Annotated in this window: 18 protein-coding genes and 1 pseudogene; 6 read left to right on the forward strand and 13 right to left on the reverse strand. The window is 70.4% G+C overall.

Annotation, left to right across the window (positions count from 1 at the left end; all coding sequences use genetic code 11):
- Positions 1–135: 135 nt before the first annotated feature.
- Positions 136–464, reverse strand: a pseudogene (locus ACWGDE_RS02870) (heavy metal translocating P-type ATPase); the annotation flags it as partial.
- Between the two features lie 264 nt (positions 465–728).
- Complete coding sequence (locus tag ACWGDE_RS02875; protein ID WP_453387176.1) at positions 729–1,664, reverse strand: hypothetical protein; 936 nt, start codon at positions 1,662–1,664, stop codon at positions 729–731.
- A 186-nt stretch (positions 1,665–1,850) separates the two neighbouring features.
- Here ACWGDE_RS02875 and ACWGDE_RS02880 point away from each other — a divergent pair, with 186 nt between their 5' ends.
- The 3 genes from ACWGDE_RS02880 to ACWGDE_RS02890 all read left to right on the forward strand — a co-directional run bounded on the left by ACWGDE_RS02880 (position 1,851) and on the right by ACWGDE_RS02890 (position 4,899).
- The gene (locus tag ACWGDE_RS02880) at positions 1,851–2,138 is read left to right on the forward strand and encodes a heavy-metal-associated domain-containing protein (RefSeq protein ID WP_453387177.1); all 288 of its coding nucleotides are present in this window, start codon (positions 1,851–1,853) and stop codon (positions 2,136–2,138) included.
- A 77-nt stretch (positions 2,139–2,215) separates the two neighbouring features.
- On the forward strand, positions 2,216–4,477 hold the full coding sequence (locus tag ACWGDE_RS02885; RefSeq protein WP_453387178.1) for a heavy metal translocating P-type ATPase: 2,262 nt from the start codon (positions 2,216–2,218) through the stop codon (positions 4,475–4,477).
- 140 nt (positions 4,478–4,617) lie between these two features.
- Positions 4,618–4,899, forward strand: a complete 282-nt coding sequence (locus ACWGDE_RS02890; RefSeq protein WP_453387179.1) for a metal-sensitive transcriptional regulator — start codon at positions 4,618–4,620, stop codon at positions 4,897–4,899.
- Positions 4,900–4,904: 5 nt separating this feature from the next.
- On the opposite strand, the gene ACWGDE_RS02895 is transcribed toward ACWGDE_RS02890, so the two are convergent.
- Complete coding sequence (locus tag ACWGDE_RS02895) at positions 4,905–5,762, reverse strand: class I SAM-dependent methyltransferase (RefSeq protein ID WP_453387180.1); 858 nt, start codon at positions 5,760–5,762, stop codon at positions 4,905–4,907.
- 116 nt (positions 5,763–5,878) lie between these two features.
- Between ACWGDE_RS02895 and ACWGDE_RS02900 the strand changes: the two genes are divergently transcribed.
- Complete coding sequence (locus ACWGDE_RS02900; protein ID WP_453387181.1) at positions 5,879–6,487, forward strand: TetR/AcrR family transcriptional regulator; 609 nt, start codon at positions 5,879–5,881, stop codon at positions 6,485–6,487.
- A gap of 9 nt (positions 6,488–6,496) precedes the next feature.
- Here ACWGDE_RS02900 and ACWGDE_RS02905 read toward each other — a convergent pair whose 3' ends face one another.
- The 5 genes from ACWGDE_RS02905 to ACWGDE_RS02925 form a co-directional block, all read right to left on the reverse strand.
- Positions 6,497–7,231, reverse strand: coding sequence for an ABC transporter permease (locus tag ACWGDE_RS02905; protein WP_371588997.1), 735 nt, complete (start codon positions 7,229–7,231; stop codon positions 6,497–6,499).
- Between the two features lie 196 nt (positions 7,232–7,427).
- On the reverse strand, positions 7,428–7,847 hold the full coding sequence (locus ACWGDE_RS02910) for a hypothetical protein (RefSeq protein ID WP_453387182.1): 420 nt from the start codon (positions 7,845–7,847) through the stop codon (positions 7,428–7,430).
- A 93-nt stretch (positions 7,848–7,940) separates the two neighbouring features.
- Positions 7,941–8,837 carry a F510_1955 family glycosylhydrolase gene (locus ACWGDE_RS02915; RefSeq protein WP_453387183.1) on the reverse strand — a complete coding sequence of 299 codons (897 nt, stop codon included), beginning with the start codon at positions 8,835–8,837 and terminating at the stop codon, positions 7,941–7,943.
- A 91-nt stretch (positions 8,838–8,928) separates the two neighbouring features.
- On the reverse strand, positions 8,929–9,555 hold the full coding sequence (locus ACWGDE_RS02920; RefSeq protein WP_453387184.1) for a DUF305 domain-containing protein: 627 nt from the start codon (positions 9,553–9,555) through the stop codon (positions 8,929–8,931).
- An 80-nt stretch (positions 9,556–9,635) separates the two neighbouring features.
- The gene (locus ACWGDE_RS02925; RefSeq protein WP_453387185.1) at positions 9,636–10,079 is read right to left on the reverse strand and encodes a DUF6153 family protein; all 444 of its coding nucleotides are present in this window, start codon (positions 10,077–10,079) and stop codon (positions 9,636–9,638) included.
- Positions 10,080–10,220: 141 nt separating this feature from the next.
- Here ACWGDE_RS02925 and ACWGDE_RS02930 point away from each other — a divergent pair, with 141 nt between their 5' ends.
- Positions 10,221–11,684 (forward strand): MFS transporter, encoded by a 1,464-nt coding sequence (locus ACWGDE_RS02930; protein ID WP_453387186.1) that lies wholly within the window; start codon positions 10,221–10,223, stop codon positions 11,682–11,684.
- Positions 11,685–11,824: 140 nt separating this feature from the next.
- On the opposite strand, the gene ACWGDE_RS02935 is transcribed toward ACWGDE_RS02930, so the two are convergent.
- The 5 genes from ACWGDE_RS02935 to ACWGDE_RS02955 all read right to left on the reverse strand — a co-directional run bounded on the left by ACWGDE_RS02935 (position 11,825) and on the right by ACWGDE_RS02955 (position 16,316).
- On the reverse strand, positions 11,825–13,126 hold the full coding sequence (locus tag ACWGDE_RS02935; protein WP_453387187.1) for an MDR family MFS transporter: 1,302 nt from the start codon (positions 13,124–13,126) through the stop codon (positions 11,825–11,827).
- A complete protein-coding gene (locus ACWGDE_RS02940) occupies positions 13,123–14,271 on the reverse strand; it encodes a PLP-dependent cysteine synthase family protein (protein ID WP_453387188.1) in 1,149 nt (382 codons plus the stop codon). The genes ACWGDE_RS02935 and ACWGDE_RS02940 overlap by 4 nt, the downstream gene beginning before the upstream one ends.
- Positions 14,272–15,030: 759 nt before the next feature.
- Positions 15,031–15,447, reverse strand: coding sequence for a hypothetical protein (locus ACWGDE_RS02945; RefSeq protein WP_453387189.1), 417 nt, complete (start codon positions 15,445–15,447; stop codon positions 15,031–15,033).
- 129 nt (positions 15,448–15,576) lie between these two features.
- A complete protein-coding gene (locus ACWGDE_RS02950; RefSeq protein ID WP_453387190.1) occupies positions 15,577–16,071 on the reverse strand; it encodes a hypothetical protein in 495 nt (164 codons plus the stop codon).
- A 26-nt stretch (positions 16,072–16,097) separates the two neighbouring features.
- The gene (locus tag ACWGDE_RS02955) at positions 16,098–16,316 is read right to left on the reverse strand and encodes a hypothetical protein (protein WP_453387191.1); all 219 of its coding nucleotides are present in this window, start codon (positions 16,314–16,316) and stop codon (positions 16,098–16,100) included.
- Between the two features lie 119 nt (positions 16,317–16,435).
- Here ACWGDE_RS02955 and ACWGDE_RS02960 point away from each other — a divergent pair, with 119 nt between their 5' ends.
- Positions 16,436–17,011, forward strand: coding sequence for a TetR/AcrR family transcriptional regulator (locus ACWGDE_RS02960; RefSeq protein WP_453387192.1), 576 nt, complete (start codon positions 16,436–16,438; stop codon positions 17,009–17,011).
- Positions 17,012–17,370: the final 359 nt, after the last annotated feature.

Consider the following 17,370-nt stretch of genomic DNA (forward strand, 5'->3'; position numbering starts at 1 on the left):
CCGCACCGATGGCGGTAGTACACCCACGCATGGCCGAGACGGGTGTGACGACATCTCCAGCAGATCACAGAACGGGAAGGCCCAAAACCTGGGAGGCGTGTCGAGAGCGCCGCCGAGCCCCGTTGACTGCCGCGGTCAGCGGTGCAGGGGCTGGGAGCGCCGCAGCCGCAGGCTGTTGGAGACGACGAAGACGGACGAGGACGCCATCGCGGCCCCGCGATCATAGGGTTGAGCAAGCCGAGCGCGGCTGGCGGCAGGGCGGCGACGTTGTAAGCAAAGGCCCAGAACAGGTTGGCCTTGATCGCGAGAAGGGTGCGGCGGGCCAGCCGGACCCCATCGCCGGCGGCCCGTAGGTCGCCCCGGACCAGCGCGAGATCGGAGGCGGCGATCGCGGCGTCGGTTCCGGGGCCCATGGCCAGGCCGAGGTCGGCCTGGGCCGGTGCGGCCGCGTCGTTGACGCCGTCGCGGCCGGCAACCCCCTTCCTCGCGCGGGCGGGAAACCGCCCGAACGCGCGCACGAGGAACAGCAGCCGCGCGGTGACCATGTAGCCGAAGAGCATGTGCCACAGCAGCTGCTTGTTGTTCCACCGGGTGCCGTTGGTGGGCCGCGCCAGGTCGACCTGGGATGCGCTGTCGAGGAGACGTGGAATCGAAGCAGTTGTTCAGGACCCCGCCCACGTCGTGCCTAACCGGCCTTGAACGACGGTTCGTGCGGCTGTCGAAGGAAGTCAGTGCCCCTCGCTGTGGTCGGTGTGGGCGCTGGGGTTGTCGGCGCCTGCCGTAGCGGCGGTGGCGTGGACGGTGAAGGCGGCGGTGCGGACGGTGCCCTGGTGCTTGAAGTCGAGGAAGAGGCGGTAGGCGCCGTCGGTGGGGGCGGTTGCCATGAAGGAGACGGCGGGGCCGGGCTTGGTGGTGCCATCACCGGGCTCGCCTTCGGGGTGGACGTGGAGGTAGGCGAGGTCGCCGGCGCGCAGCGCGACGAGGTGGCCGTACGCGCCAAGGTAGGGCTCGAGGTCGGTGACGGGCTTGCCGTCCTTGGTGACGTTCAGGGTCAGGTCGCTCATTTTGCCGGTGGTGAGGTAGCCGTCGAGGGTGACGGTGTAGCCGTCGATCTCGGCGGTGGCCTGCTGGGCGGGCAGCTCGCGCGGCTGGTAGTTCCCGGAGACGGCGAGATCGGTGCCGAGGGTCAGGGCGGTGGCGCCCTTCTTGGAGGGGGTGAAGTCGGCGAAGACGCGATAGTCGCCGGCCGCGGGCAGGTTGACGGGGGTGCTCCAGGTGCCGTCGCCGGCTCGGGCCGGGTGCAGGTGGCGGAAGGTGTTCAGGTCCCGTGAGGCGACGATGAGGTGCAGTTCCTTGTCGTGGGCCGTGGTGAAGTCGGTGACGGCCTTGCCCGCGTTGTCTTTGATGGCGAAGCGCAGGGGCGACTCCTGCCCAGCCGCCAGGCGGGGGGTCTGGAGGTCGAGGGTGTAGCCGTCCTGGGAGACCTGCAGTCCGCTGGGCAGGGCCGTCGAAATTGGGGTGGCTTCCGTTTCTGTGTGGGTGGCGTGTTGCGCTGTGGCGGTCCGGTCCGTCAGGGGTTCGGTGACCGACCCGAGTGCGTAGGCACCGGTGAAGGTTGCCGCGAGGGCGGCGCCGAAGAGTCCGACCTTGCCTGCGGTGTTCATGGTGTTCTCCCTGTCGCGCGATGAATCGGGTTTACGGCGTGCTGCCGAAGTGTGCCAACAATACCCCCAGGGGGTATCGATGCAACCGCAGGAAGTGGTTGCATCGAATACGGGGTGGGGGTATACATGACCAGGTCGCCGATACCCCCTAGGGGTATCATCGCCCTGAGATTGCTGGAGAACCCCATGTCCTCGTCCTGCTGCTCCCCGAACAACACCTGCTCCTCCGGCTCCGCCGAGGGCACCGTCGCCCTGGAGGGCTTCCGTACCGTCTACACGGTCGCCGGGATGACCTGCGGCCACTGCAAGGCCACCCTCACCGACGCGATCGGCGCGATCGACGGCGTCAGCAACGTCGAGGTTGACCTCGCCTCCGGTCAGGTCGCCGTGACTAGCGCGAACGCCCTGGACGACCAGGTGATCGCCGGCGTCGTCGACGACGCCGGCTACGAGGTGACCGGCCACGCGGCCTGACCTCTTCCTCCCGCTCTGCCCGTCTGCCGCCGGGGCCCTCCCGGGCCCCGGCCGTCCGCCCGTACGAGGAGTTACGCATGACCACCACCGCAACCGGCGCCGCCGAGGTCGAGCTCGCCATCGGCGGCATGACCTGCGCCTCGTGCGCGGCCCGGATTGAGAAGAAGCTCAACCGGATGGACGGCGTGACCGCCACGGTCAACTACGCCACCGAGAAGGCGAAGGTCACCTACGAAGGTGACGTCACCGTCGCGGACCTCATAGGCACAGTCGAGGCCACCGGCTACAGCGCCCGCGAACCCGAACCGCCCAGAAGCGCGACTCCCGACGGCGGCGGCGGGGCTGTTGAGGCGTCTGTGGCGGACGAGCTGAGGCCCCTTCGGCAGCGGCTGATCGCCGCGCTGGTGCTGTCGGTGCCGGTGATCGCGATGGCGATGGTCCCGGCCCTGCAGTTCGACTACTGGCAGTGGCTCTCGCTGACTCTGGCGGCCCCGGTGGTCACCTACGCTGCCTGGCCGTTCCACAAGGCCGCGTTCACCAATGCCCGGCACGGCGCCGCCACGATGGACACCCTGATTTCCGTCGGCACCTCGGCGGCGTTCCTGTGGTCGCTGTGGGCCCTGTTCTTCGGTACGGCGGGCATGCCCGGCATGACCCACCCGTTCGAACTCACCATTGCGCGCAGCGACGGCGCGGGGAACATCTATCTGGAGGCCGCCGCCGGTGTGACGGCGTTCATCCTGGCCGGCCGCTACTTCGAGGCTCGCTCCAAGCGGAAGGCCGGCGCCGCGCTGAAGGCTCTGCTCGAGCTCGGTGCGAAGGACGTGGCCGTCCTGCGGGGCGGTCGTGAGGAGCGCATCCCGACCGGCGAGCTGCAGGTGGGCGACCGGTTCGTGGTCCGCCCGGGTGAGAAGATCGCCACTGACGGGGTGGTGGTCGAGGGGGCCTCCGCCGTGGACGCCTCGATGCTCACCGGTGAGTCCGTACCCGTGGAGGTCGGTGCGGGCGACAGTGTCACCGGCGCCACCCTGAATGCCGGCGGCCGACTGGTCATCGAGGCAACGCGGGTCGGCGCCGACACCCAGCTCGCCCGGATGGCCAGGCTCGTCGAGGACGCGCAGAACGGCAAGGCTGCCGCCCAGCGCCTCGCCGACAAGATCTCCGTCGTGTTCGTCCCTGTCGTGATCGCACTAGCGCTCGGCACCCTCGGGTTCTGGCTCGGCAACGGCGCCGGCTGGACCGCCGCGTTCACCGCCGCCGTCGCCGTACTGATCATCGCCTGCCCCTGCGCCCTGGGCCTCGCCACGCCTACCGCGCTGATGGTCGGCACCGGCCGCGGAGCCCAGCTCGGCATCCTCATCAAGGGACCTGAGGTCCTGGAATCCACACGCAAGGTCGACACCATCGTCCTGGACAAGACCGGCACCGTCACCACCGGCAGGATGACCCTCCTCGCCGTCCACACCGCCGCCGGCACGGACGAGACCGACGTGCTACGTCTGGCGGGCGCACTGGAGCACGCCTCCGAGCACCCCATCGCCCAGGCCGTAGCAGCCGGTGCCACCGCCAAGGTGGGGTCCCTGCCCACTCCGGAGGACTTCGCCAACATCGCCGGCCTCGGCGTCCAGGGCGTCATCGACGGCCACGCCGTCCTCGTCGGCCGCGAGAAGCTGCTCGCCGAATGGGCGATCGAACTGCCCGCCGCCCTCAAGGAGGCCAAGGCCGCGGCCGAGGCCGCCGGGCGGACCGTGATCGCGGTGGCCTGGGACGGCGAGGCCCGCGCGGTCCTTGAAGTCGCCGACGCGGTCAAGGACACCAGCGCCGAGGCCATCACCCGGCTCAAGGCCCTCGGGCTCACGCCGATCCTGTTGACCGGCGACAACAAGGCCGTCGCCGAAGCGGTGGCCGCCGAGGTCGGCATCGACCAGGTCATCGCCGAGGTCATGCCCGAGGACAAGGTCGACGTCGTCAAGCGGCTCCAGGCCGAAGGCCGCTCGGTCGCGATGGTCGGTGACGGAGTCAACGACGCCGCCGCACTCGCCCAGGCCGACCTGGGCCTGGCCATGGGAACCGGCACCGACGCCGCCATCGAGGCCGGCGACCTGACCCTGGTCCGCGGCGACCTGCGGGCGGCGGCCGACGCGATCCGCCTGTCCCGCAAGACGCTGGGCACCATCAAGTCCAACCTCTTCTGGGCCTTCGGCTACAACGTCGCAGCCCTCCCGCTGGCCGCGGCCGGCCTGCTCAATCCGATGATCGCCGGAGCCGCCATGGCCTTCTCCTCGGTCTTCGTCGTCGGCAACTCCCTGCGCCTGCGTTCCTTCCGGGCCGCCGCCTGACCCCGCGCCGCCGAAGGCGCCCCCGCCGGCAGCGGGGGCGCTTCCGTCCGTAGGCCCGTACAGCGGAACACTTCGGCACCACCCCTCGTTACACCTATACCCCCCCGGGGTAATTAGGTGGATGGAAGGAAGGGATCGCCGTGCACGGCTACACCGCCAACAAGGACGACATCCTCAAGCGACTGCGCCGCATCGAGGGTCAGGTGCGTGGCTTGCAGCGCCTGGTCGAGGAGGACACGTACTGCATCGACGTCCTCACCCAGGTCAGCGCCACCACCAAAGCCCTGCAGTCGTTCGGGCTCACCATGCTGGAAGACCATCTCAACTCCTGTGTCGCCGCCGCCATTACGGAAGGCGGCGACGAAGCCCGCGAGAAGGTCCAGGAAGCCTCCCAGGCCATTGCCCGGATGGTCCGCAGCTGACGGCCTCAGTCGCCCGCGGTCTCCTCGCACATGGCGGTGACCAGCCATGAGCTGCTGCGCAGCCACACGGCTCCGGCCTTCTCGTAGGGGAGCAGTCCGTCGATCAGTGCCCGCCGGGCCTGCTCCTGGGTGTCGGGTGATACCTGGCTGAGCAGGTGGCGGCCGGGGCCGGAGTCGAGCAGGAAGGCCGCGGCGTCGTCGGCGTCCTTTCCCCAGTTCCCGGCGGCTTCCACGCGCTCCGCACGGGCGTTCGCGAAGCCGGCGGAGGCCAGGAGGGCGAGCGTGTGGTCGGGGTCGGTGAGCGAGAACATGCCCGGCCCGCCGGGCGCGCCGAAGCCTCCGAGCGGCAGGATGCCGTTCAGTGAGGCCAGCGCCTGGAGCCATTCGTTGGCCTCGGCCTCCGCCGCGCAGATGAACGCCAGTCGTCCACCCGGGCGCAGCGCGCGCCGGATGTTGGCGAAGGCGGCGACCGGGTCTGTGAAGAACGTGACGCCGTAGCGGCTGATGGCTGCATCGAAGGCCCCGGCCTCGAACGGATGGGCCTGTGCGTCGCCTTGGACGAAGGAGGCGTTGCGCACCCCCTCGCGTTCCGAGCTCGCCCCGGCCCGCTCGAGCATCGGACCCGACAGGTCCAGCCCCAGGGCCTGGCCCTCGCCCGCCCGTTGGGCGGCCAGGCGCGTCGTGCGGCCGGCTCCGCAGCCGATGTCCAGCACGTGATCGGTTGCCGAGATGGCCGCGGCGTCCAGGAGGGGCTGGTTGAAGCCGTCGTTGACGGCGTCCCAGCGTTCCTGGCTGCGGGCCCACTGCTCACCCTCGTAGCCGTTCCACGCCTCGGCCTGTGCGGTGTTGATGAATTGACCCATGGGTGAACTCCCTCCCGCCGGAGCGCGCCACGGCCCTCCGGCCCTAGTATGGGCAAGTGCCCAAACAGTATGGGCGATCGCCCATACTTTCAATGGGCTTGAGGAAAGGGGCTGTTGTGTCACCTCGTGGAGTGGCGATTCCCGACTTGCGCGAGCGGCTGTTCGCGGCAGCGGAGCGCGTGGTGGCCCGCGACGGCGCCGCAGCCCTGACCAGCCGCGCGATCACCGCGGAGGCGGACTGCGGCAAAGGCGTCCTGCACACGCACTTCGCCGGCCTGGACGAGTTCGTCGCCGAGCTGGTCCTGGACCGGTTCGCGCACAGCGCCCGCCGGGCCGGGGCGCTGGAGGCCAAGGTGGGGCAGGCCACGGTGGCGGCCAATCTTCAGGACATCGCTCTCACCCTGCTGGAGGCCCTGCCTCCGGCGGTGGTGGGGCTCGCGATGACCCGCCCGGCGGCCGCGCTGCACACCCGGGAGGGTTTTCAGGCCGGCGCGCCCGCCTTCGACGCGATCCAGCACGCCTTCACCGCTTACCTGCAGGCGGAGCAGCGCGGCGGCCGACTGCCCGCCGGCGCCGACGCTGCCACCATCGCGCTCGCGCTCGTCGGCACGATTCACCACCTGCTGATGACACGCGTTCCCGGACGCGGAGACGATCCGAAGGTGATCACGGGGCGGCTGCTGGCCGTTCTGCTCGGTGGTGCCGGGCAGCCGCCGGTGGCGTGATCCGCCGGGTCAGTGCCCGTGGCTGTCGTTGTGGGGCTGCTGAGCCGGGGGAGTGGCGGGAGCGGTACGTGTCGGCCCTGACGGCTGGGTCTGCGGTGCGGGCTGCGTGCTATCGGTGACGGTCGGTTCCTCCTGGTGGGTCTCGCTCCCGCCCGAATCGGTGCCGTGGCTGTGGCCGCCGCCCGATTCCGGAGCCATGGAGGACGCGACGTAGCGGAGGCCGACGAAGGCGGCGAGGGCTGTGATGAGGACGGCGAGTCCGGCCAGGCCGAAGATGCGCCGCCACGAGACGTGCTCGTCCTTGATCACGTAGGCGATGAAGGAGAGCAGGATGCCAGCGGGGATGAGGGTGGCGGCGCGAGCGGGGAAGTCCTCGAAGTGCTGGAGGCCGCCGCTGAGCATGCCGATGCCGAAGGAGAGCAGCAGGGAGGCGCTCATGATGCCAGCCACCTGCTTGAACGTCGGCTTGCGGCGGGTGAGCAGGAACTCGTTCAGGGCAGTCGCTGCGAGGAAGACCAGGACGCCGTAAAGGGCGATGCGGGTATAGCGGGCGGGGTCAAGGGGATGGTGGACGACCGCGCCGCTGATCAGTCCGGCGCCGACGAAGTAGCCGACGTATCCGAGGTACCGGGCCAAGAGGGCTTTGCGGCGGGAGCGGGCCTCGCGGATCGCCGTACGGCCTGTCGGCGTGGCTTCGGTGGCGGGCGCGGCTGTGGCGCGGTCGGCGATCTGGGTGGGTGTCACGGGGAACTCCTTGACGGATGTACGGGTGCAGGCACGCCGAGTCGGCGACGGTCACGTCGCGGGGCATGGCAGGAGCGAATGCCGCAGGGCAGGCTGCACCGGGCCCGGCCCCGGTACGGGGGCGGGCAGGGTTACGTGTGTGCGGGCAGCGCGAGCTCGCCGACGGCCTGTACGGGCGCCGGGAGCTTGGAGTGGTCTACACGCGCAGGATCGCTGTCGTGCCCGGCGGAGGTGAGCCGCCCAGGGCGGAAGCGGGGACCGCGTTCGCGTTGGGGGCTGCAGCAGGCACCGCGGGCAGGACCTGCGTCAGGGCGTGCTCGGCGGGAGGGGCCAGCGTCGGCTGCTGCGGCGGCCCGCTGGTGGCGCACTCCTCGGCGGAGTGGGTCGAGCCGTGTCCCTCGCCGTGGTGGTCGTCCGAGGTGCTCTCGGTGACCGCCAGACCGACGCCGGGGGTGACGATGCTGGCGGCCGTGTCCGTGTGGCCGCGGACGCCGTCGAGGCTGACTCCGTGCGAGTAGAGGAAGGCGAACACCAGCAGGGCCGCCAGCAGCACGCATCGCGGGCCCGCGAGGATGCGGGTCCGCAGCGCGGAGGTACGGGGCCGGGCCGTGTTCACGCCGCGATCCTAGCCTCGGCCCCGTATAGGTCTGCAGGGTGGGCCCTGCAGGGTTCACTCCGATAGGTGATCTTGAAGCTGGCTCCGCAGATGTCAGTGCCCTGTGCTCGTGTGGCCCGGCCGGTGCACGACGGTCCATGTGCGGCCGCCGTCCTTGGACTCGTAGACAGCGTCGTTCGTGTCGGCGGCCAGCAGGTGAGTAGGGCTTGCCGCAGTCAGTACGGCGGGCTGCGCGCCCTGGGGGAGGCGACCGCGTTCGGTCCAGGACGTGCCGTCGCCGCCGGCCAGGACCTTGCCGTCGGCGGCGAGGGCGATCAGCTGGTCGGGGGCGGGCCGCTCCACCGCGGCCAGGGCTGGTGCGCCAGGGACCGGCTCGAAGGTCGCGCCGCCGTCGGTGCTGTGCAGCAGCCCGTCGCGGGTGGTCGCCCACACCTCCTGCGGCGCCCCCGGGTGGGCGGCGAGATCGCCGCTCGGGATCTTCGCGCGCCGCTCCCAGGTGGCGCCGGCGTCCTTGCTGGCCCAGATCTGCGAGGTCTGGCTGTCGAGGCCGTATACGATTTCACCGGCCTGCTGGAGCGAGTGGAAGTCGGCCTCGCCTCCGGCGGAAACGGTGGTCCAGGTCTGTCCGGCATCGGTGCTGCGGATCAGACCCAGATGCGGTGAGGTCGCCGTCGGGTCGGTGGGTGAGGGGTGGCCACTGCCGAGGAAGGTACGCGGGCCGGTGACCGTGAAGCCCATCGTGTCCTGGTAGCGGTCGGCGATCCGTACGGCGCCGGTGGGGCCGAGTCGGAAGACGCCGAGGTGCCCGGCCGCGTAGAGGCTGCCGTCGGCGGGGTCCACGCCGAGACCGTGGAGGTGCCCCGTTCCGGGGTCCGGGTCGCCGGCCTGGGTCGCGGCGGGCTGGGGGTCGGTGGTCGAGCAGGCGGTCAGCAGCAGGGCGCCGGCCGCCGCGCCGCCAGCGATTGCTGGGATGGGTATGAGGCAGGTCATGTGTGAGGACAACCACGCTTGAGCAGACTCCGGTCGGCGGGGGTGCGGGCAGCCGTTGCCGACTGCCCGCACCGGGGTGTGCTGACGCAGGTCAGCTCTTGCCGAGGAGGGTGTTCATCTGGGCGATCTCCGCGCTCTGGGAGGTGATGATCGCTCCGGCCATGTCCTTGGCGGGCTGGTACGTCCCGTCGGACTGCTCGGTCTTGGCCATGGCGACCGCGCCCTCGTGGTGCTTGACCATCATCGTCAGGAAGGCGGTGTCGAACGCCTTACCGGAGGAGGATTCCAGCTGCTTCATCTCCTCGGCCGACATCATCCCGGACATGTCGTGCCCGCCATGGCCCCCGCCCTCGGCCGGGACCTTCTCGCCCCACGAGGTCAGCCAGCCGGAGAGGGTCTTGATCTCCGGGTCCTGGGCCTTCTTGATCTCGCCGGCGAGCTTCTTCACCTCGGCGGACTCGGCGCGGGTCTCGGCGAGATCGGCCATCTCGATGGCCTGACGGTGGTGGGGGATCATCCCCTGAGCGAACGCGATGTCAGCCGCGTTGTGGTCGCCCTGCTGTGCAGGGGCGGATGCGGACGACGAGGCGGCGTTGTGGCCGTTGTGGGCCGCGCCGGTGTCGTCGCCGTTCCCGCCGCAGGCGGCGAGAACGAGGGCGGCGGTGGCGGCCGCGGCCACTGCGGTGGCGCGGCGGATCAGGGAACGCTTGGTGGTCATGGTGATGCACTCCTGCGGTGAAGGCACGCGCGCAGACGGGCGTGCCGGGGGTAAGGGCTGGTCCGAGAACTCGGGCGGCCCTATATGCGCAGGAGTTGCAATTCGCTCAGGGACGGTGGCGCGCGTCCGCCGATCGCATCGTTGAAGTCGATCCCGGAACCGAGCACCGGCACGGCCGCGGTGACGCTCGGGGAGGCGGCCGGGAAGGGCAGGACCGGGGGGCCTGCCGTACCCGTGGCGGCGCACGTCGCGTCCGCGTGCTGGGCGTGTCCACCGGTTCCGCCGCCGACCGGATCGTCAGCGCGTACGGCGGCGTCGTGAGCCATGGCGTGGCCGTCGGCGACAGGTGCCCCATGCACGATCGCGGTTTCGTGGGCGGGGCTACACCCGTGCGCGGCGACTGCGGGCACGGCCCCCGGCCCCAGGCCGTGCATGGCCACGAGGCCGGCCAATACAGCCAGGACGAGCAGCAGGCGGGAGCGCAGCCCGAGGGGCTTCATCGCGCGCATCGCCTGCTGATCCATACCCGCATCGTAAGCGGACCCGCTGGCGCGGGCGAAGGCGGCTGGGATTCCTGCCCCTTGAGGAAATACCGGGTGGGGGTATACAGTTCACGCCATCACAGATACCCCCTAGGGGTATGAGAATCTCTCGTGGGAGCGGTCATGTCTACCGTCAATCCGCGTCGCTGGTGGGCCCTCGGGGTGCTCGCCGCCGCACAGTTCATGGTGATCATGGACACGTCGATCATTGGCGTGGCGCTGCCTGAGATGCAGCGCGACCTGGGCTTCTCCCAGGGGGACCTGCAGTGGGTGTTCAACGCCTATGTCATCGCATTCGGCGGACTGCTCCTTCTGGGCGGCCGCCTCTCCGACCTCCTCGGCGCGAGGCGGGTCTTCGTCGCCGGCTGGAGCGTCCTGATCGCCGGCTCCGTCGTCGCCGCGGCCGCGACGACTGCCTGGGTGGAGGTCGCAGGCCGTGCGGTGCAGGGGGTGGGCGGCGCGCTCATCGCACCCGCGTCCATGACCCTGCTGATGATGCTCTTCGGGCACAACCCCAAGGAGCTCGGCAAGGCCCTCGCCCTCTACGGCGCCGCCGCACCGGCCGGCGGGACGGCGGGCGTCTTCCTCGGCGGGGTGTTCACCGAGTGGGCCAGCTGGCCCTGGGTCTTCATCGTCTACGTCCCCATTGGCATCGCCACCCTGCTCGCCACCGGCGTGCTGCCGGCAGTCGCGGCCCGCCGCGGCGGTGGCGTGGACGTTCTGGGAGCGGCGGCCGTCACCGCGGGCCTCGCGCTCACCGTCTTCGCTGTGGTCCGCGCGCCGGAGACGGGCTGGGGCGCCCCTCAGGCGCTGGTCGAGCTGATCGCCGGCCTGGTCCTGTTGACGGTGTTCGTCGTGATCCAGCGCTCGGTGAAGTCGCCGCTCATGCCGCTCGGCATCTGGCGCACTCCAGGCCTCGGCGTCTCCAACCTCGCGATGGCACTGCTCGGGGCGGCCTGGATCCCGATGTGGTACTTCCTCAACCTCTATCTCCAGCAGGTGCTCGGCTACGGGGCCTTCGCCTCCGGGGCGGCGCTGCTGCCCATGACGGGCCTGCTGATGCTCCTCATGACCACGGTCACCGCGCGCCTACTCGGCCGCTTCGGTCCCAAGCCGCTGATCGCGGGCGGCCTGCTGGTCCTGGCCGCCGGTCTCGTCTGGCTGTCGGCGGCCCGCCCGACTGGCACCTTCGTCATCGACGTCCTGCCCGCCTCCCTCGTGGCCGCGCTCGGCATGGCCCTGGCCTACATCCCGACCCTTATGTCGGCCATGGCCGGTGCCCCGCAGGAACAGGCCGGCCTCGCCTCCGGCATCGTCAACACCACCTACCAGGTCGGGTCCGCCCTCGGCCTCGCTGCCCTGACCGCACTCGCCACCTCGCAGGGTGCAGGAGCGCTGGGTGACCTGCCCGCCCTGACCGACGGGTTCAGTGCCGCCTTCCTTGCCGCCGCAGGCATCGCGGCCGCCGGCGCCCTGGCCGCCCTGACGTTGATGTGGGGCAAGCCAGGTGCCGCCGGGGTGGCGGTGGAGTCTGCCGCGGGGACGGAGGGCGCCGAGCGAGCCGGTCGGCTGCTCGACAAGAACTGACTGGGGAGGACGGTGCGGCCGGCGGTGTTCCGCCGGCCGCACTGCTATTCGGATGCCTCAGCTACCTGGCGCACCACCTGCGAGGCGCGGCAGGAGGCGACTCTGACAGTCGGCACCCTGTCCGTGCCGCCCGGCGCTGTTCAGGCGACCACGACGTGACGTCCGCCTTCTGGCTGAGCAGGTGATAGGCGGCCGGTTCGGTGCAGTGCGTAGAGCGCGGCTGCACAGGTCAGGCCGAGCAGCCCCAGCGCCACCCACGGCAGTGCCGGTACTCCGGCGTTGCGAGCGGCGTCCAGCGCCATGCCGGTGAGCAGGTTGCCGACCGTGATGCCGATTCCGCAGATGGTGTTGTACAGGCCGTAGTGCGTGGCCACGAGACGGTTGCCCGCGAGGCGGACGATGGTATCCATCTCGAAGGGGTAGGCGATCATCGTGCCGAGCGCCAGCAGCAGTGCCGAGAGCGCCGGCGGCATTCCGGCCAGGACCCACAGGCCCGACCCGCCGTCCGGTACCGGCACGGCCGAGGCGAGGAGCAGCGGGACGAACGACGTCCCCATCACCAACAACCCCCAGGTGAGCGCCCGGCCCGGCTCCATCCGGGCCTTGCACCAGGCGGTCACCTTGGTCTGGAAGGCGATCGTGCTCAGTCCGGAGACCGCGAAGAGGACCGCCACCGCGGCCGTCCCGAACTGTCCTTCACCACCCAGGCGCCTGACCTCCAGCGGCAGGGACAGGTAGACCTGGAAGGACATGACGTACGAGCCGACCATGGCGAGCGAGAACAGCAGGAACGGACGGTTGGCGAAGATCCCCCGCCACTGCCGCAGGACACCCTCACGGACCCCGTCCGAGGTGTCCGTGTGCTCGGGGCGCCGGGCCGGCAGGGCCCTGATCTGGATGACGCTCAGGATCGCGAAGATCCCTGCGGCCACCAGGCAGGTGACGCTGAAATCGACGCCGGTCAGGATCATGCCGACCAGCGGGCCGAGCAGGATGCCCGCTTGGTAGAAGACATTGAACAGGGCGAAGGCCTCCACCCGGCGCTCGCCCGCCTCGGCGGCCAGGTAGGCGCGGGAGGCGGGGTTGAAGAGGGCGCCGGCCAGGCCGGTCGCGGCGGACGCGGCCAGCAGGGCGGGCACGGACTCCACCAGCCCGAGCGTCGCGAAACCGGCGGTGCGCAGCACGAGCCCGGCGATGATCATGGGCTTGTAGCCGAGGCGATCGGCCAGGGTGCCGCCGATGAGGAACATGCCCTGCTGGCTGAAGTTGCGTACGCCGAGGATCAGGCCGACCAGCCAGCCGGCCAGGCCGAGCGGCCCGGCCAGGTGGGTGGCCAGGTAGGGCATCAGCATGTAGAAGCCGAGGTTGATGGTGAACTGGTTGACCATCAGCATCTGGACGCTGCCGTTGTACGAGCGGAATTGAGCGATCGTGTCCTTCACCGGGCCTGCTCCTGCGGGTCCAACGCGCGCTCCACACCGGGCTCGCGGTCGGCCTCGTTCTCCCGGCCCCCGCCGAGGGTGAGCGGGTCGACGACGGCGGTACACCGGGTCCAGCGGGTGACCTCCTTCTCGTCCAGTCGGCCGATGAGGTCCGGTTCCGGCGCCGGCGGGGAGTCGAGCAGGCCGTGGGCCGCGCAGTACCCGTCGTCGTAGACGGTGCCGAGGTACCTCTGGGGGCCGTCGGGGAAGACCGCCGCGATGCGTGCGTCCTTCGGGAGCGAGCGGGCCAGCCAGCCCGCCACCAGTGCGACTGCTCCGACGCTCCAACCGCCGGTGGCGTAGTGAGAGCCGGCCAGCTGACGGCAGGTCCACACGGCTTCGGCCGGGGACACCCAGTGCACTTCGCTGAAGTGGTCGTAGGCGACGTTGCGGGGGTAGATGCTCGACCCCAGCCCGCGCATCAACCGTGGCCGGGCTTGCTGCCCGAAGATCGTCGAGCCGATGGTGTCCACCCCCACCAGCGTCAGTTCGGGGTAGAGCTGCCGGAGTACGCGCGAGATCCCCGCAGAATGGCCGCCGGTGCCGACGCTGCACACCAGCACGTCGATGTGCCGGAGCTCGGTGGCCAGTTCAAGGGCGAGTGGGGTGTACGCGGCGGTGTTGTCCGGGTTGTTGTACTGGTCCGGGCACCAGGAGTCCGTGTGCTGCGCCATGAGCTGCTGCACCCGGTCGCGGCGGGCCTGCTGCCAGCCGCCCGTGGGGTGCGGCTCGGAGACCATGTCGACCTGGGCGCCGTACGCCGTCAGCAGCCGGGTCATGGACGGCTCCAGGCCCGGGTCGGTGACCAGGGAGACCGGGTGGCCGTAGACCATGCCCGCCAGGGCGAGACCGAGGCCCAGGGTTCCGCTGGTGGACTCGATGATCCGCGCGCCCGGCTTCAGGTCGCCGCGGGCGCGGGCCCGTTCGACCATGTGCAGGCCCGGGCGGTCCTTGATACCGCCGGGGTTGAAGCCCTCCAGCTTCGCCCAGAAGCCCCGGCCCGCCGGCGCGAGCGGTTCGGAGATGCGCAGGAGCGGGGTGTTGCCCACCAGTTCCGACAGGGCCAAGCGGCCGGTGGACGACGTGTCGGTGGTCGAAGAATGCATGGCTGTGCCTTCGTTCGTTCGGTGATGGCGTCGGCTACTCGTTCGCGTGGCATGCCGTGACCAGCCGGGCATCAGCAGGACAGGGCCCCGGCCCGGAGATCGGCATGCGGCAGCCGCGTGCGGCTGCGGGACGAGCGGCCTAAATCCGCCACCGGCAAACGCCGGCCAGCACGGAACGGCCGGTACGCGCTATGGATGATCTACCGGAGCCGAAGGCCGCCGAGGCCGCCACCTGCTCCACAGGCAGCACCCTTAGCTCCGACGACGAAGGGGCTGCCGACCCATCGGCCGGACGCTGGACTTCGTTCGCAGAGGCCCACGTGGTCAGGCAAGGCGAGGCGCACGCAGCGCCGTGGTCGTGCTGCGGGCGGTCCGGGTAATCCTGTTCGCCGGAGGGCTCCGTGTGCCCGTCCGGCGCAGCCGGTGCGGACAGGGAGAGGTGCCGGTGGCCGTCGTTGGACAGGTACGACGAACAGTGCACGGCGGCCAGGAGCAGCACGCTCAGCGCGCAGGCGAGCAGAACTGCCGGCCACGAAGGAACCCGGCGGGTCGAGCGCGGCGGGGACAGGCGGAGCACAGATCCTCCGAGCAGCAGTCACTTCCTCGGCCGCGAGGGTGGGAAGCGACATGGGCGGGTGCGCGCACAGGTGGCTGGAATTCGAGGCCAGAAGCCGAGGCGCATTGAACATAACGCCGTGTAGTGGGTAAATCTGTGAATTCCGCAGCGCGCGCGTGGGTGTCGTCGGAAAGCTCCGACGCCTACACCTGAAGGACGACCTGTGATCTGACGTGGTCAGAGGAAGGGGCAGCGGGTTGCCTCAACTGCTCGGTGGGCCGCGCACGCCAGACGCTTGGAGAAGTCCGATGTTCGTACAGCGCCTCGGCGAGATCGTGCTTGTCCGCCGTGCCTGACGGTGCACTCGAGCGGCGCGCACCCTCGACCGCCGAGTGGCTTTCGCCCTCGGGGCAGCCCTCGGCAGATGCCTCTATCTGGCCTTCCGCGTTCGTCAAGGAGGCGGAGGCCACCTGTACGGCCGCCGTTTCGCTGCCGTGCTTCGGCAAAGAGCAGCACACACCGACCAGGCTGAGCAGCAGCAAGGCCAGCCCGGCAGTGACCAGTCGGCCCACCTGCGAGGTGGTCGACTGGCCGCCGGAACGCGACCGAGCTGTCATCACGCTGTGATCATAGCCAGCGTCCACCTGGGCCAGGGCGCCCCTTGCGGAAGAGAGTGCGATCCAACTGCGCACGCGTACAAGGGCTGTAGGAAACCATGAGTACCCGAGCCGATGGCGCGTACGGACTGTTCAGGGCGTTGGAGTGACGGTTCCAGCCCTGACGAGCCGACGCTGCCCGCGTCGTGTCACGCCCTTGGGTTTGAACACGGACAACACCATGGCCGCAGCCAGGGCCAGCAGAGCCAGGGCGGCGTGGATGAAAGGTGACGGATTGCGCACCGCCTCGGTCGGGGCGTCGGACGCCGCAACCTGCGCCATCGCCTCGAATGTGCGCATGTACAGCAGCAGCACCCCGGTACAGACCACCGTGATACCGAGTTTGAACATCACCCAGTAGTGCCGGAACAGGCCCCAGGGCGTCACCCACGACTGTGCCAAGCCCGTGACCAGCGATGCGAACGCCAGTGGAACCAGCGTGAACCAGGCGACCGGCTCCATCACCAGATACACCCCGCGGACCGTACCGGGATCGGAACTCGTGACGCCCACCAGGGCCAGGGCGAGGAAGCAGAGGACCGCGCCCAGCCAGCCGACGCTCGCCCCGACGTGCGCGACCAGGGCCACCTTCCGCACCCGAGCCGAGCCGGCCATCAGCGCCCGACCTCCGCAAGCCCGGACCCGGCGTCGACGACGGTGACACCGACCATGCCCGGACCAGCGCCGTGCATGTGCCGACTGGGGCTGTGCTCGCCGCCGATCAGCAACATCACCACGATCAGCAGCACCACTCCTATCCCGGCGATCCCGCAGATCTTCACCCAGCGCGGCATGCCCGGGCCGCTTCCCCTGCTGTCGGCTGTCCCGCCCATGACGTTTCCTCCTTGGCTCCACCGCCCCAGATGCGGACGGCTGCATTCCTATTTTACGAGACATCGTGTCTCTGTGATGAGCGGAGTGTATCGAGGGCGCCGCTTCGTATACTGGGCAGATGCCTAAGCTGTGGAACGAGACGATCGAGACGCATCGTCGCGAGGTGCGCGAAGCGATCCTCGACGCCACTGCCGCCCTCGTCGCCGAACATGGACTGAGGGCGGTGACCATGTCCCAGATCGCCGAGCGGGCAGGCATCGGGAGGGCGACGCTCTACAAGTACTTCTCCGACCTCGAGGCGATCCTGGACGCCTGGCACGAACGCCAGGTCGGTCACCACCTCCACGAGCTCACTGCGGTGCGGGATGAAGCGGCGGACCCGGCTGCGCGGCTGGAGGCCGTACTGACGGCATACGCGTTCATGACCGCCTCCCGCGCCGGTCACGACGCCGACATCGCGGCCTACCTCCACCGCGGCCCGCACGTCGCACATGCCCACGAGCATCTTCACGGCCTGATCCGCGACCTGATCGCCGAGGCGGCGGCCGGCAGGGACCTGCGCGCCGACACCGACCCGGGGGAGCTCGCCACCTACTGCCTGCACGCCCTCTCCGCAGCCGGCAGCCTGCCCTCCGAAGCGGCCGTCCACCGACTCGTCCAGCTCACCCTGGCGGGCCTGCGCAACCCCGACTGAGAGCGGCGGATAGCATCCGGTTCCATGGCCGGGCAGAGCGTGCACCCTACGGCCCGGTCCTGGGCCGGGCTGCTCATGCTGCTCGCGCTCATCTGGTGCACGACGGGCCTGTCCCGTCCCGCAATGACCGAGGGCGACTCCATGCCCGCCATGCCTGCGATGGCCGGCATGGCCGCAGCTCAGGCTCCGGAGGCACCTGCCCGAGGCCATCTCCAAGCCGTTGCCGCACCCGTGTGCCCCATGGATGCGATGGAGTGCACGCCGTCCCTCCAGGACCGCCCGCCGGCCTCGGGCGTCTCGCTGACGGGAGGGCTGGAGCCGGCGCCGTGTGACTCCTTGCCGTTGGGCGTATCCGGCGC

The sequence above is a fragment of the Streptomyces sp. NPDC054956 genome, from assembly GCF_053609185.1.